7 protein-coding genes are annotated in these 16,928 nt (G+C 37.4%); 3 read left to right on the top strand and 4 right to left on the bottom strand.

What is annotated here, in order from left to right; genetic code table 11:
• Positions 1-103 precede the first annotated feature (103 nt).
• A complete protein-coding gene (locus AAGF08_RS16655) occupies positions 104-3,475 on the top strand; it encodes a VCBS repeat-containing protein (protein ID WP_343512455.1) in 3,372 nt (1,123 codons plus the stop codon).
• 117 nt (positions 3,476-3,592) lie between these two features.
• On the opposite strand, the gene AAGF08_RS16650 is transcribed toward AAGF08_RS16655, so the two are convergent.
• The 4 genes from AAGF08_RS16650 to AAGF08_RS16635 form a co-directional block, all read right to left on the bottom strand.
• Positions 3,593-6,952 carry a VCBS repeat-containing protein gene (locus AAGF08_RS16650; protein WP_343512454.1) on the bottom strand — a complete coding sequence of 1,120 codons (3,360 nt, stop codon included), beginning with the start codon at positions 6,950-6,952 and terminating at the stop codon, positions 3,593-3,595.
• Positions 6,953-7,054: 102 nt separating this feature from the next.
• Entirely contained in the window at positions 7,055-7,657 is a 603-nt protein-coding gene (locus tag AAGF08_RS16645; RefSeq protein ID WP_343512453.1) for a hypothetical protein, read from the bottom strand.
• A 181-nt stretch (positions 7,658-7,838) separates the two neighbouring features.
• Complete coding sequence (locus AAGF08_RS16640; RefSeq protein WP_343512452.1) at positions 7,839-9,473, bottom strand: RagB/SusD family nutrient uptake outer membrane protein; 1,635 nt, start codon at positions 9,471-9,473, stop codon at positions 7,839-7,841.
• An 18-nt stretch (positions 9,474-9,491) separates the two neighbouring features.
• Positions 9,492-12,458 (bottom strand): SusC/RagA family TonB-linked outer membrane protein, encoded by a 2,967-nt coding sequence (locus AAGF08_RS16635; RefSeq protein WP_343512451.1) that lies wholly within the window; start codon positions 12,456-12,458, stop codon positions 9,492-9,494.
• A gap of 750 nt (positions 12,459-13,208) precedes the next feature.
• Between AAGF08_RS16635 and AAGF08_RS16630 the strand changes: the two genes are divergently transcribed.
• Both AAGF08_RS16630 and AAGF08_RS16625 read left to right on the top strand, forming a co-directional pair.
• A complete protein-coding gene (locus tag AAGF08_RS16630) occupies positions 13,209-14,552 on the top strand; it encodes a vanadium-dependent haloperoxidase (protein ID WP_343512450.1) in 1,344 nt (447 codons plus the stop codon).
• A 198-nt stretch (positions 14,553-14,750) separates the two neighbouring features.
• Complete coding sequence (locus AAGF08_RS16625) at positions 14,751-16,928, top strand: bifunctional alpha,alpha-trehalose-phosphate synthase (UDP-forming)/trehalose-phosphatase (RefSeq protein ID WP_343512449.1); 2,178 nt, start codon at positions 14,751-14,753, stop codon at positions 16,926-16,928.

Genomic DNA, 16,928 nt, shown 5'->3' with positions numbered 1-16,928 from the left:
AAATTTCTTGAAAGACAAGCTCGTTCTTCTTGGTTAAATCAATTCTTAAATACCCTTAATCTGTTCAGGATTTAACTCGATAATTGCCACAATATGTTTAGAAATGCTAGATTTAACACCCGAAGGTATTAATGTTATGAACAAGGGAATAAGATGGCTCACCAAAAACGTGTTTTTTGCACTTTGGATAAACCTTATGTTTATTTCTTGTCAGAGCAAAGAATCTAATTCCACAGAAACTCTTTTTCAAAAAATTGATTCTTCTTTTTCAGGCTTAACTTTCAGAAATGACCTCGAGTTTGATGAAAAGTTCAACATTTTCACCTACAGAAATTTCTATAATGGAGGAGGAACAGCACTCGGAGACATAAATAACGACGGTTTACTGGACATTTACCTCACTTCAAACATGGGGCAAAATAAATTGTACCTCAATGAGGGCAATTTCAAATTCAAAGATGTGACAGAAGAATCTGGAACTGCTGGTACACGAGCATGGAGTACAGGAGTAGCCTTCGCAGATATCAATGGTGATGGATTCTTAGACATCTACGTCTGTAATTCAGGAGATATTGAAGGAGACAACAAACAAAATGAATTGTTTATCAACAAGGGGGATGGTACGTTCAAAGAGATGGCGGAAGCTTACGGCTTAGCAGACCAAGGGTATTCAACTCATGCAGCTTTCTTCGATTATGACAATGATGGGGATTTAGATGTCTATCTTTTGAACAATAGCTATCAAGCTATAGGAAGTTTCAATAAGATGCAAAATGAGCGACCTAAAAGGGATCCAGTGGGTGGAGATAAACTGTTTCGAAATGATGGGGAAAAATTCACGGATGTTTCGGAACAAGCAGGAATTTTCGGAAGCGTAATTGGTTTTGGATTAGGCATTACTATTGGTGATGTAAACAGAGATGGCTGGATGGATATTTTCATTTCAAATGACTTCTTTGAAAGAGACTATCTATATATCAACAATCAAAACGGTACTTTCTCTGAAAAACTAACAGATTATATGCGCTCGACATCTGCGGCATCAATGGGAGCAGATATCGCAGATATCGACAACAATGGATATCTAGACATTTTTGTAACAGAAATGCTTCCTGAACCACTGCAGAGAGTCAAACAGATTACCACCTTTGAGAGCTGGGATAAATTTCAGTTCAATGTAACGCACGGCTACCACTATCAGTATACGCGAAACATGCTTCATGTCAACAATGGGGATGGTAGTTTTAGTGAAATGGGAAGATTAGCAAATATAGAAGCGACTGACTGGAGTTGGGCAGCCTTAATTTTTGATATGGACAATGATGGCCTTAAAGATCTTTTTGTTTCGAATGGAATATACCAGGATCTCACTGATCTAGATTACTTGAATTTTATTGACAATGAGGAAACCAAGAAAAAATTAATCTCACAGAATGGAGTAAACTTTAAAGCGCTAGTAGATCCTATTCCAATCAACCCAGTATCCAATTATGCATTCAAAAACAAAGACGATCTGATTTTTGAAAACCTCGCTCATGAATGGGGATTGGGGGATCCGGTTCATTCAAATGGTTCAGCTTACGGTGATCTTAACAATGATGGTGCAATGGATCTTATCATTAACAATGTGAACAACGAGGTTTTACTTTTCAAAAATCGAAGCCGTGAATTCAATCCCGAAAACCATTTTTTAAAAGTTCATCTTGAAGGGAGATATAAAAACACAGCCGCTATAGGAGCACAGGTAAAGCTTGTTTCAGGTGATGAGATTTTTTATCAAGAAAACATTCCCAACAGGGGATTTCAATCATCTGTGGACCCAACTCTCCATTTTGGTTTAGGGGAAACCAGTAAAATAGATGAACTCCAGGTAAGATGGCCCGATGGAAAAATTACCGTACTTGAGGATATAGCACCCGATCAAACACTGATTTTAAAATGGGAAGAGGGAATAGAACCTCCTTCTTCATTTAAGTTTTTTCAGGATTCTGATTCCCCAATATTTAGTAAAGAAACAAAGCCTATTTTATCTTATATCCATGAGGAAAATTACATGGTAGACTTTGACAGGGACAGACTTACCTATCATATGCTTTCAACGGAAGGGCCAAAAGCAACTTGGGGGGATATCGATAAAGACGGGTTGGAGGATGTCTATATTGGCGGAGCCAAAGGATTTGCGGGACAGCTGTTTAAACAAAAGCAAAATGGGACTTTCAAAAAAGTTGAAACAAATATTTTTGAAAACGATAAATTCTCTGAAGACACAGATGCCTTATTTTTTGATGCAAATTCCGATGGGACTCTTGACCTGCTTGTTAGTTCAGGAGGAAATGAATCTGGTTTTGGTTCCCCTGATTTAGCCGACAGGCTCTATCTGAACGACGGTAAGGGGGATTTCAAAAAAGCGGAGCATAGTGGTTTATCTAGTATTATTACAAGTACATCGGTCGTCAAAACCATTGACATCAACGATGATGGACATCTTGACCTTTTTGTTGGGTCACGGGTTGTTCCATTTGCCTATGGAGTAAATCCCAGCAGTTATATTCTCGTCAATGATGGCACTGGGAAATTTCAGGATGGTACTCCGGATTTTGCCCCAGAGCTTAAAGAGATTGGCATGGTGACAGATGCCTCGATTGTAGATTATGATGGAGATGGAATTGAAGATTTAGTAATAGTGGGTGAATGGATGGCTCCTACTTTTTTTAAAAATACAGGGAGTAAGCTTGAAAAAGCTAGTATCTCTGAAATAAACTCTTTCAAAGGTTGGTATCAGTCGATTGAAGTTGGCGATTTTAATAATGATGGCAAACCGGATTTTGTATTGGGAAATCATGGTTTGAATACAAGGTTTAAGGCCACTATTGAAAACCCAATCAAAATGTTTGTTAATGATTTTGACCAAAATGGTTCAATTGAGCACCTATTTGCCATACAGGATGATAATGGAAAACATATTCCTTTTACATTGAAACATGAATTAGAACGGCAAATTCCTTCTATTAAAAAGCGATTCCTGAAATACAATAGCTATAATGATAAATATTTGGAAGACATCTTCAATCCAAAGGATCTTAAAAACTCAATCATTCAGGAGATAAATTACCTTTCCTCAGCAATAATGATCAATCAGGGAAACGGTAAGTTTCAAGTAGACCAATTGCCTAGGATGGCTCAACGATCCTGGATCTATACAATTTTGATTACTGATGTGAATGTGGATGGAATAGATGATTTGATAATGGGAGGAAACCTAAGAGGTGCAAAGCCGGAAGTAGGCCAATATGATGCGTCTTATGGAGAAGTATTGATTGGAAAGGGAGATGGCACTTTTGAATTCATGGATAATAGAAAACATGGATTAAAACTGGAAGGTGATATCAGAGACTTGCATAGCGTGATAATTAATGATCAGAAACTACTACAGGTCGTAAAGAATAATGCTTCAGTAGAGTTTTGGAAATATTAAAAAGCTCACTCTTGGTTGACGCCTTAATATTAAAGATAAGAAAGACACAGGTTTTAATCCCTAAAACTTATCAATAGCATAATTCAACTTCTTGTATCAATCCAAATAAAATAAGAACTAATTCCTATTTAATTTATTAGACTGGGATTCGATTATTTCCATCACTTCCAGCTCCCCGTCATTTTTTGCAATCACAATCCATTTTTTAGTCCCTACTGAAACTGATTCTATGGCCTTAATATCCCCTTTTATTTTCAGTTGGCTTCCTTTTCCCACATTAAAATCACCATTGGAATCTCCTCTCAGGACCAATCCCCAACTTCCCTGGTAAGCCCCAAAATAAGGCGCGGCAGATGAATTGTTCCCTCCCAGTACTACATCTAAATAGCCATCCTTGTCTAGATCTTCTATGGCAATCGCTTCAATTGGGGCAAATTGTGCTTCAATAGGAAGCGCTCTTGGAAGGAAGTCTTTACCTCCCTGATTATATAGGATAACTGATTCGAATTGATCGGCTTCTAGAATCTTTGCATCTTTTATATCAAAACTTCGAAATACTTCCTCCACTGTTTTACCAGAAAAATCAGAATAGTGTACAAAATCTTTCTTTAAAGATGGGATTTGTTTTGTCAGTTCATCTTTGGTCGCCACAGTATAATACTTTCCATCTATCGGGTAAGAAATTATCTGTTCCATCGTTCCATTATCATCAAAATCTTTGACCATCATTTTGACCGGGTACTTACTGGAAGTTTTTAAACGACTATTCAAACCCAAATTACCAAGCAACAGATCTGGAAACCCATCGCCATTGAAGTCTTCGGAGGCAATCGAATTCCACCAGCCAGCTGATTTTTCTAATCCAAATGCCAAAGTTTCGTCTTTCAACTTTCCATTTCTATTCATAAAAATTGTAATAGGCATCCATTCTCCAACGACTATCAAATCTGTTTTTCCATCTAAATCTAGATCTTGCCAGATTGCATCTTTAACCATTCCGACATATTCCAAATCGGGAGCAATCTGCTTTGTAACATCTTTATATTGATTATTTCCCAAATTCCTCAACAAATAACTTCTTGGACTTTGGCCATATTTCCCGGCCACATTCCTACCACCAATCATTAGGTCATCTAGGCCATCTTGATCAAAATCGAATACTCTCACCACGGACACCTGGGCATTTTTTTCTAAGGGAATTACTATGCTTTTTGAAAATTCTCCTTTCCCATTATTTAGATATATTTTGGACTGCACACCAGAATATTCATCTTCGGGGTTATTCCCTCCCCTACCAACCAACAAATCCATAAAACCGTCTTGGTTACTATCAAAAAAAGTAGCAAAAACATCTTCTAAACCAGCATCTTCTTCAATAAGAGGCTGATTTCTTAAATGAAATTTCCCTTCTTTTCCCTGAACAAACAATCCTCCTGCCTGTTTGGAAGCTCCTCCAACATAAATATCATCTTTTCCATCCCCATTCACATCTCCTATAGCCAATGCTGGGCCTTCCCGAGACAATTTATGGGGAAGCAAAGGTTCTAAATTAAAATCATTATAGTTGTTTTCAAGGTGGTAAAAATCTAATCCAGTGATTTCTTTGTCGATAGTTCTTAGTACTTGATTCTTTTCTAGAGTAGGGTAATGATACTCTTCCAAGGCTGTAGATTCTTCAAGTGTCAGCATTTGATTGACCTGAATATTTCTGAGAGTCTCACTTTTTCCACTTTGCCAAATAACTATTAAAGAATCTAAATTTGTTATATCTCCCAACCCAAAATTAAGTTCGGGTGCAGTAGATGATTGAAATCCCCTGCTATTGAAGTTTTCCTGAACAAACATTTGAGCATTGCTATATATTTCAACTCTCGCTCCAACTCCAAACTTATTCTTACTTAGACCTTTAAATCTTACCCTTAAATAATTGTTTTTAATACTGTCATAAAATTGATCTAACCTATTTTCAAAAATACTTGCCTGTTCATTGATATTGTTAACCAGTAAGTCAAGATCCCCATCATTATCCAGATCAGAATAAACAGCCCCATTCGATATAGTTTTATTTAAAATTCCCCATTCCTTGCTTACATCTTGAAATGTTAAATTCCCCTTGTTCTTAAAAAGAAAATTTGAAACATTTCCGGGAGGCATTTCTTTAGAAAGTTCGAGATCACTTATATCAGGCTTATTTTTCAATCCTTCTTTCAATTCAGGATTTGTGATAAAGTTGATATAATCCAAATCATTGGGCCTTCGGACTATCCCGTTTGAAATAAAAATATCTTTAAGTCCATCGTTATCAAAATCTGCCAACAAGGCTGCCCAGCTCCAATCGGTTGCATAAACACCTGAAAGCTGTGCAAGCTCCGAAAAAGTACCATTCGCGTTATTTAATTGCAAACTGTTTCTGGAAACCTGTCTTTCAAACCCAAAATTGAGCTTGAGTTCATAGATCTCTTCACTGTCTTCACCTGCCGATCTTTTTTGAATAACCTCGTCTTTTGGTAGCATATCCAATGTGATGAAATCTATCCAACCATCATTATTGAAATCTGCAAAGTCACTCCCCATAGAAAATCTGCTGCTATAATTGACACTATAGGCTATCTGTTCTTTAAAAGTCCCGTCAGTTTGATTGATATAGAGGTAATCGTTTTCATTAAAATCATTTGAAACGTATATATCCGGCCACCCGTCATTGTTAATATCAGTAATTCCAATTCCTAGTCCATATCCTATTTGGCTGGAGAATATCTTTGATTCATTCGTAACTCCGGAAAATTTCTTTTCTCCTTTATCCAAATTATTTTTATATAACCTATCTCCAGCAAACCCGTCGTCGAAATATCTTAAAGACGATCTACCAAAACTCTTAGCAGTATGAACAGCATGATTAAGCAAATACATATCCAAGTCTCCATCTCGATCATAATCAAAAAATGCTGCCTGAGTACTAAATCCCTGAAAATCCAACCCAAATTCGGCAGCGCTTTCAGTAAAAGTCAAATTTCCATTATTGATATATAACTCATTAACCCCAGTTACTCCCTTCCAATTACCTAGTCTGCAAACATAAATATCCAGCAGTCCGTCACCATTGACGTCGGCCATACTAACACCTGTTTTCCAAGGTTTTTCTGAGGCTAATCCAGCACTTGATGTAATATCTTCAAATACCATATCCCCTTTGTTCAAATAGAGTTTATTTGGCCCTTGATTAGCAGAAAAATAAATATCAATAAGTCCATCATTATTAACATCACCTACAGCGATGCCCCCGCCGTTATAAAAATAGAGGTACTCAATAATATTAAAATCCTCTGTTTCTATTAGGGTATTGATAAAATCAACGCCCGTCTTTTGATAAGGAAGACTTTCAAAAAGTGATTCCTGTACCTGCAAATCAGATTTTTCTGAACAAGAAGTCAAAATTAATAGCGAAAAAATCAAAAAATGAAAACATGCATTTTTCATGGGTTATAATTTGTTTCAACAACCACTTGCAATGCCCTTGCTAATCATACCCTGTATAAAACAATTACAGATCGATATTTCACAACTTGGGCCATTTTTGGCTCAATTCGGTGGAGTTTGTTCTTGGGACTGACTTTTTTCAAATTCTTCCTTAAGTCTTTTCTCTACCTTTAAATCGGTGAAAACAGCTTGAACAAATTGTTCATCTTTAACAAACAGGTTGATTCTCCTTTTACCATCAATTTTATAATATACTTTTCCTTGAGTAGGATGATTAAGTAATTCAAAATCATCACCGTAGGTCAATTTATATTTTTCAAGGACTTTAGGAAGGAGATTTTCAGCCCAATACTGTCTGTTCCAGGGTGCCCAGGCCACATACGAATAGATGACAGGCATTTCAAATACTTTTTCGTCAATGAATGTCGGAAAAAACCTCATGCTGATTTCACTGTCATATTCATCCACAATTCTGTACTCAACATTGGTTGATCCCCCAGGACCCTGGGTGATTTTTTGCTGTTTATTCAACTCAGTACAAAGATCAAAAAAGTCTTTTTGGGGCATCCCTAAATAAAAGCCTAAAAACAAGCTATCCGATTTCGATAAATTATCCTCAGAAGAGTCAAAGATTGAAGAATCACAACTCTGAATGAAAGTGCTAAGAATTAGTAAAGAAAATAATATGTTTAAATATCTACGCATTGATAAATCGCTAATAAGAAACTAGAAGATCTTTTTTCTAAACATCTACATTGGGTGAAATAGAAATTAAATGAATTTGAATCTATAATTCAATCTTTTTATAAGCAAACTTGATATAAAATGATCTAAAAAAAAGCAAGCTGAAATCTCAGCCTGCTTTTTAGTAAGTATTGAATGGGTATTAATTGTACCCTGGATTTTGTTGTAATTTTGGATTCGCAAGTAGTTGTGGTTGAGGAATTGGAAATAATTCCAAATAGCTTCCTGGAGAGTGTACTTGCTTCGGTCTATTCATGCCTTCGAAGGGCCACCAAGCTTCTCCATACTTTTTGAATCGAATTAAATCCTGTCTTCTGGTCATTTCAACATACATTTCCCTTCCTCTTTCCTCAAATAGATTTTCTTCGGTCAGAGTACTAAATGGTTCAAGGTTTCCTGCTCTAGCTCGAATTTGATTAACCAAGGCCAATGCTTCTGTAGTTTCTCCCAATCTGAACTTGGCTTCGGCAAGAGAAAGGATGGCATCAGATAGTCTGAAAATCACAAAGTCGTTGCTCATGTTATTAGTTCCGCCCATTTCAAATTCGTATTTCGCAATTCGGGCTCCTGCTTGACGCAACCCTCCAGGAGAAATTTCATTAAGGTAAGGCATAAATGTTAGTGGTGGGCCATTTGGATCACCGTTTCTGCCTGTAGGATCGGTAGGTTCGACTCCCGGATCAACTAATGTTGTACCATCAGATCTGAATTGAGGTCCTACCAAGAAATTACTTAATCTCCCATCTATTGTACCTGTAGATTGTTCCAAAGCCAATCCCTTCCATACTGGGCCTTGTACACCCGGATTCTTATCTGGATCAACATAAGAGTTATAAAACTCTTCAACTGTCTGATAGCCATTCCATGGCTGCTGGGTAAGATTAAAGGTAGATTGGCTTACAATATGGAGCGTCATCATTACCCAGTTAAAGCCTCCCGCGAATACCTTGTCATAAGGATAAACAAAGATATTCTCGGTTGATTGACTGTTGTTTATTACAAAATTATTTCGATAAGATGGCATCAAGCTGTATACGCCACTATTGATAATTTCTGAGGCATCTGCTGCAGCTTGAGCCCATTGAGGCGTGCCTGTATATACTTCTGCATTAAGGTAGAGTTTCATTCTTACCATTAAAGCACTCCATTTGGTCATCCTTCCATAGGTCGTTCCATCTTTTGCTGTCGGTAGTAAAGGAATGATTTCATTGAGCTCACTCAATATAAAATCATAAACTTCCTGCCTTGATTTGGTATCAGGAGCCTCCACATCACTGAAATCAGTTACGATTGGTACATTTCCAAAAGCATCCATTGCCCAGTAATAATAAAGTGCCCTTAATGCCCTTAGTTCAGCTATAAAAGCTTCAGAACTTGGATTATCCAGTGTTTCAAAAGAAAAGATCAATCTGTTACATGTATTGATCCCTCCAAAAAGGAAATTCCAGGAATTTTGGAAGAAAGGATTATCACTTTTGAACTCATGCTGGTGTAATTGCAAAAGAACACCTCCATCAAACCAGTCCCCACCTTTGTGAGAAACTACAATTTCATCAGAGGCGATTTCATTGATTGACCAAAGTCCGGAGTGGTTACCTAGTCCACCTAGGGATGTATATGCTTGTCCAAGAGCAGAAATAAATTCTTCATCTGTTTGGAAAAAGTTATCAGCTGTAACAGCACTAAAAACTTCTTCTTCTAAATCGACGCATGATGAAGCGAAATAACTCATTCCCAGGCAAATCAAGAAGTATCGTATGTTTATTAATTTTTTCATGATATCTTATATTTTAGCTTAGAAACTTAGATTTAGGCCTAGAGTAGTGATCGTGGTAGTGAAATATGTTGCTCTTCGCTCAATGCCCGGAGCAAGCGGATCATTACCTGACTCTGAATCCCCATATCTTACCTCAGGGTCTACACCGGTATACCCGGTAAACATGAAGGGATTCTGCACTGAAACATAAGCCCTAATCCTTCCGACTGCTTTGCCTGGCTGCACATTAAAATTATAACCGAGGGTAGCATTGTCCAAAACCACAAAGTCAGCTTTTTCAACATGCGTGCTGTTATATTCTGCTTTGGTAATATTCGGATCGAAATATTTTGTGTTTACAATATTCCAGTTTTGAACAGTTGTGCTTTCAGTATTCTCATAAAAACCTCTGTAACTGTTAATCAGATAATGGCCAAATGATCCTCTTAAGAAGAAATTCAAATCCCAATTCTTGTAGCTGAATGAGTTATTGAAACCAAAATTCAAAGTAGGATAGGCTGTACCTAATTGAGTTCTATCGTCATTACAGTTACAATAAACAGGATTTCCGTTTTCATCTTCAGCAGTGCCATTGATAACCTTCATTATCGGGCTTCCGTCATCACTGACACCCACTTGAATTGGTCCCCAAATTTGGCCCAGCGGACCATTCTCTTGGATTCGGATCAATTGTGTTAGGTTTTGACCAGGAGAACCAAAATTAGATCGATAATTAACTTCTCCAAAACTCAAATCTCCTGCCGATAAGCTTCTAAGATTTGTCTTTAATGTAGAGAAATTGACTCCCGTTGTCCATCTGAAATCAGCATTTTGAATGGCTCTATAGTTTAACATAACCTCCAAACCTGAATTGGACATTTCACCGATGTTCAATTGCGTGGTAGGAAAAAGATTTGGTGGTACGGGTACGTTGATAGGTAGGATCATACCAGTAGTCACCCTAGTGTAATAGTCAATTGCACCATCTAGCTTGTTATTTAAAATCACAAAGTCCAAACCTATATTGAATTCATCCTTTGTCTCCCATGCCAAATCAGGATTGGCGTTTGACACCGGTCCATAAGATGGCACGAATTGACCATTATAGAAGAAGTTACCTTGACGGCCAAATCTTAGTAAGGATAAATAGGAATCTCCTGGCTGCGTACCTGTTCTACCATAACTTGCCCTGAATTTCATCGAAGTTACGCCTGACAAGTCTACTAAATTAGCGATGTTAACACCCGCACTGATTGCAGGAAATAGTCCCCACTTGTTGTTCGCTCCAAATCTAGTTGAACCTTCATATCGGGCACTCAGAGATAATAGATAGGTATCTTCTACATTGAAGTTAACACGTCCAAAGAAGGCTACCAGTTTGTTTGAGTTAGCATAACTTGAAACAGAAGCCAATCCATTGGCAAAATCAAGTGCTGCGCCGATATTATTATAAGTAAATGCGTCTGTTAGGAAATTCCCAGCTTGGGTAAAATCTCCTTGATTTAGAAATTCCTGGTAAGAATACCCTGCCAAGAATGCCGTACCCACTTTACCAAAGGTTTCGTAATAATTCAGTGTAGCTTCGAAAAGATCATTAAGCCTTTCATTATTGACAATAGTGGCCAAACCATTTCTACCAAATCCACCTCCGAATTTAGCAGTCTTAGGAGAGTAAGACCCTCTCCATTCAGTTTCTCTCTGGGTGGAATAAAACAAGGCACCGGTAAACTTGCTAGTGAAATTATATTCTCCACGGATACTTGCTAAAAGACTGTTATCTCGGCCATCTGCAATGTTCTGTTCCGCAATAGATACAGGATTAAACCAGTCAAAAATATCTCGCTCTGAATAGCCTCCAAAATCGGGACTTTGAGGATTTGGATCCAATACGGGAAGTGTCGGATTGCTTATAATAGCATATCTAAAAGAATTTTCGTTACCAAATTCCCTGTCAACTTTTGTATTTGAAATATTTACAGTAAATGTTGCTTTGTCTTTTAAAGCTCTTTGAGTCAGACTCAATCTGGCATTTAATTGGTCAAACCCGGAATTAATCCCAACACCGTCTACATTTCGAGAGTTTAACGAAACCCTGTAACTGGTACTTTCATTACCGCCACCTAGTGAAAGATTGTTTATAAAACTAAGTCCTGTATTTGTAACCTCATCTAGCCAGTTGGTACTTCCTCCAAGGTCTCTTGAATTAGGTATCGACTTATATTCTTCTGCATCCATGACACTAATAGTCCTGGCTACATTTTCAACAGCTACACTACTGTTAAACTCAACAACAGATCTACCCTTCCTTCCTTTTTTAGTAGTTACCAAGATTACACCTGCAGATCCTCTAGTACCGTAAATAGCTGCAGCAGATCCATCTTTTAAAACATCCATGGACTCTATATCATTGGGGTCTACTGTGCTTAATGAGGCACCAATAACTCCATCTATAACAACAAGTGGTGAAGCATTTTCTCCAATTGAGGAGATCCCTCTCAAACGAACATTAAATCCGGAGTTAGGATTTCCTCCTGGTCTAGCGATGTTCAAACCGGCAACTTTTCCTTGAAGCAATTGGGTTGGGTCATTAACTGTACCTTGATTAAAATCCTCAGATTTGATACTAGTTACCGCACTGGTGATTTCTTTCTTTTCTTGGGTACCATAGCCAACAACTACCACTTCATTTAGAGCCTGTATGTTTTCAGCTAGAGCGACATCGATAACGGTTCGGTTACCAACCTCCTCATTTACGGTAATATAACCGATAAATGAAATTTGTAAAATATCACTTGGACTGGCCTCTATAGAATAGTTCCCATCCAAATCCGTCACCACTCCACGTGTGGTGCCGCTAATTAGAATGCTTACTCCAGGAATTCCTTCTCCTGTGGCTGCATCCGTTACTTTTCCTGTAATTCTCGCCTGCTGAGCGTAAGCCAAATTACCTACGCAAAAGATCAGAAAAGAGAACAACACGAAAATCATTCGAAGTTGTTTTTTCATGTTATTGTTGGGTTAATGGTTAATTGCCAAAGGTTTCTCTAAAAATAAAAAGGTCCACCAATTCGATTAGGAATGTAAACAAAGTTTTTGATTTAAATTTGGTATTTATTAAAAAAAAATAGATTTAAGATTAACTGTTTCTAAAAAAAACCAAATTATCAGTCTCCTAATTTCTTAATTATTTATATTTTTTCCCATTATTTAAACCCATCAAAGTTCTAAGCGTTTTTATGATTATAGGTTCACTTGAGAATTAATATCGAGTCAGCTCTATATATAACATCCTATTATTAAATCATTTAGTGAAAATTAGATAATTGCCTCAAACCTCACGGAAGACATTTGAAAAACAGATAAAACGCTTTCTACAAACTCTTTTCCTAATTGAGTATTTTACCTAACTCCTCAATGGCTTATATATAAGGACTATAGAAAATACAATGGAATTGATTCCTTTTTAGCAATCAAAACCCAATAGTATATTATAAAAAGATGTAACCAATTAATTTCTATACTAACTTGGTCTAAACTAATCCTGTCTCTTATAGATGTAGAAGTTTAGCATTAATATTAATAGAGTAATATATCCTGTTAAAAACAGATAAACCTAATCAAAATCATTTGCTTAGCGGTTAATTTCCAATAGTTTTGCCAACCCAAAAAAAGGTTATCAAATATTAAAAAATTTGAGCTTCGCTATTGATTACCTTAAATTTACAGTCTAATTGATTAAATATTGAAATTTATAAAATGCGTTTATTAAAAACCATATTTGGATTAAGCTTGCTCATAAGCATGTTTGCTTGCCAAAAAGAAATTGATTTCTCGAATGCCATTACTGATGGTTCTTATTTAGCAAATGCACAAAATAGAGTCACTGAAGTTATCATTCACGATATTTTCTCGCCTCCTGTAGCTGCCAGGATTTACTCCTATTCTAGTTTGGCCGCGTATGAAGTTGCTGCTTGTACTGATCCAAATTATGTTTCTCTTTTAGGACAGTTAAACGGATCAGTAAAAACAACCTTTAGCCCTTCAGAAGAAGTCTATTTGCCTCTTGCTTCACTTGCTGCTTATTATTATGTAGGTACAAGTTTGATTTTTTCTGAAGATATGATGAACGAACATAGAGATGCTGTTTTTGCTGAGTTAAAAGACAAAGGAATTCCTGATGATGTTTTCGAAGCCTCCGTTTCCTTTGGAAAAGAGGTAGGAGATGTGATTAAAGCCTATGCTTCTAAGGATAATTATCATCAAAGCAGGTCATTCCCGAAATACACTGTTACTGGCGAATTCGGGACTTGGGAACCAACACCTCCAGCTTATATGGAAGCGATCGAACCTCATTGGAATAAAATCAGAACGTTTGTTTTGGATTCAGCTGCTCAATTTAAGCCCTTGGCACCTCCTCCATTTTCTGTAGAACCTGGCTCCGAATTTTACAATGCTGCAAAGGAAGTTTATGATGCTGCAGTAAAAGCAGATCCTGAACAACAGGCAATAGCATTGTTTTGGGATTGCAACCCTTATAAAATGAATGTAAAGGGACACGTCATGTTTGCTGAGAAAAAAATAACTCCGGGGGGCCACTGGATGAGTATTGCGGCAATTGCCAACAAAGCTGCAGGTAAAGACTGGAAAGGTTCTGCTGAAACTCTTGCTTTGACAGGAATTGCCCTAAATGAGGCATTTATTTCTTGTTGGGATGAAAAATATCGCAGCAACCTTATTCGCCCAGAAACATACATTAACCAATATATTGATGAAGAGTGGGTTCCAATTTTGCAAACTCCACCGTTCCCTGAACATACAAGTGGTCATAGTGTAGCATCTTCTGCTGCAGGCTATACTTTAGGTCAATTATTTGGAGATGAATTTTATTTGGTAGATAGTTCTGAGGTGGCCTACGGTCTTCCAATTAGAGAATACGATTCTTTCAGCCAAGCCTATAAAGAAGCCGCTATTAGTAGATTTTATGGAGGAATTCATTATATGCCGGCAATTGATTATGGGGTTACACAAGGCCTAGCGGTAGGTGAATATATTTGGGAAAATATAAGTACCAAACCTGAAAGATTAGCAGAATCAAACTAAACATGTATGGTCTCACTCGGGCCGTTATGTACGAGTTACAGATTTGAGAAAGAATTATTTCTATTCTAAGAAATCGTTAAAAAAAGGGCTTTTAGCCCTTTTTTTGTTTTAAATCAGATGGATTATCCCTATCTTCTCGGATATGCCTTTTTGAATGAGAAATAAATTCCATTCTTGTTTTTCAACTTAATACCACCCATGGCTAAAACCATTATAGTATCTAACAGATTGCCAATTAGTTTGCGTCACCGCAATGGCAAATTCGAATTTAAACCTAGCGCCGGAGGTCTCGCAACTGGCCTGGATTCCATCTACAAATCTGGAGAAAATATCTGGATAGGCTGGCCCGGAAATACAGTCGATGATGCAGAGCAAAGAGCTGAGATCATATTAGAACTTCATGATCTAAAAATGGCTCCGGTTTTCCTTACTAAAAATGATGTTGAACAGTTTTATGAAGGATTCAGTAATGAAACTTTATGGCCGGCATTCCATTATTTCACGCAATATATGGTTTACAATCCCGAGCATTGGGAAGCCTATGTGCGTGTAAACCAAAAATTTTGCGAAGCTATCATCAAAAAAGCAGATCCAGATGACACCATTTGGGTTCATGATTACCAGTTGATGCTTTTGCCTCAAATGCTGCGTGAAATTTTACCAGATGCCACGATCGCATTTTTTCAACACATCCCCTTCCCTTCTTACGAGATTATCCGAATGATACCTTGGAGAAAACAAATTCTAGAGGGTGTGTGTGGTGCTGATTTAATAGGCTTTCACACCTATGATGATATGCGCCACTTTTTAAGTGCAGTTGGGCGAATCACGGGAATGTCCGGTGAAAGCGGATACATTCAGGCTGAAAACCGAATCATTAATGTTGATTCTTTCCCTATGGGAATCGACTACAATAAATTTGCGAAACAGGCAAAGAGCAGAAAAACACTGAATATTGTAAAAGACTTTAGAGCAAAAGTCGGAGATCAAAAATTACTCTTGACGATCGATAGACTTGATTATTCAAAAGGAATCCCACAGCGAATTCAAGTGTTTGATCAGCTATTAAAGCAACATAAAGAACTACGTGGCAAGGTTTCCATGATTATGGTTGTAGTGCCCTCTAGGGACAAAGTCCAATCTTATAAAGAGTTAAAAGAAGAGATTGATCTGTTGGTTGGTAGGATTAACAGTGAATATTCCACGTTGGACTGGGTTCCCGTTCATTATTTTTATAGGAGTTTCCCTTTTGAGGAACTAAGTGCTTTTTATAGTATGTCAGATATTGCGCTAGTTACGCCTTTGAGAGATGGAATGAATCTGGTATGCAAAGAGTTTGTAGCGAGTAAAACAAATCAAACCGGAGTTTTAATATTATCCGAAATGGCCGGGGCATCAAAAGAATTACAAGACGCTATTTTGGTAAATCCAAATGACAGACAGGGTGTTGTTGATGCTATCTATGAAGCTCTTTCTATGAATGAAGAGGAGCAGAAAGCTCGAATTAGTGCGATGCAGGAAAGCTTGAAGAAATATGATGTTTTCCAGTGGGTAAAAGTCTTTATGGACCGAATCGATCATGTGAAAGCTAAACAAGCAGAACTCACATCGAAAGATGTAGATGCTAAAGTCATGAATGAAATTCAGACAAGTTTTAAAAAAGCCAAAAACCCTATTTTCTTTCTTGATTACGATGGTACACTCACAGGATTTAAATCCAATCCTCAAGATGCAGTGCCAGATGCGGAGCTAAAAGGCCTAGTCAAAGATTTGAGTGGAAAAGCACAGGTAGTGATCATTTCTGGTAGAGACAAGGACACGCTTGGCAAGTGGTTTAAGGGTCAGAAAATTGATATGATTGCAGAACATGGTGTTTGGGTACACCGAAAAGATCAAACCGAAGAATGGGAACTCTATGCTGAAGTGGATGATAGCTGGAAAGACGATATCCGATCTATCATGGAATATTATGTATTAAGGACTCCAGGAGCATTTATAGAAGAAAAACACCACTCGCTTGTTTGGCACTATAGAAAAGTGGAAAGTGGATTGGGAGACCTAAGAATGCGTGAGCTTTTCAGTCACTTGAAATATATGGCAAGAGGGCATAATTTACAGGTTTTGGAAGGAAATATGGTGTTGGAAATTAAGCGTCCGGATATCAATAAGGGTAGAGCTGCCAATTCATTAATGAAAGGACATGAATTCGATTTTATCCTAGCTATTGGTGATGACTGGACTGATGAGGATACCTTCAAAGCAATGCCAAAAAATGCTTATTCGATTCGAGTGGGGTATGCCTATACGCAAGCGAATTATAACATCAAATCAGTAAAACAAGTCCGGCAGCTTTTACATAAACTAGCGGATATCTAG

The organism is Algoriphagus sp. SE2, from assembly GCF_039563885.1.
Classification (GTDB): Bacteria; Bacteroidota; Bacteroidia; order Cytophagales; family Cyclobacteriaceae; genus Algoriphagus.
This window is presented reverse-complemented; position numbering and strand designations above follow the sequence as displayed.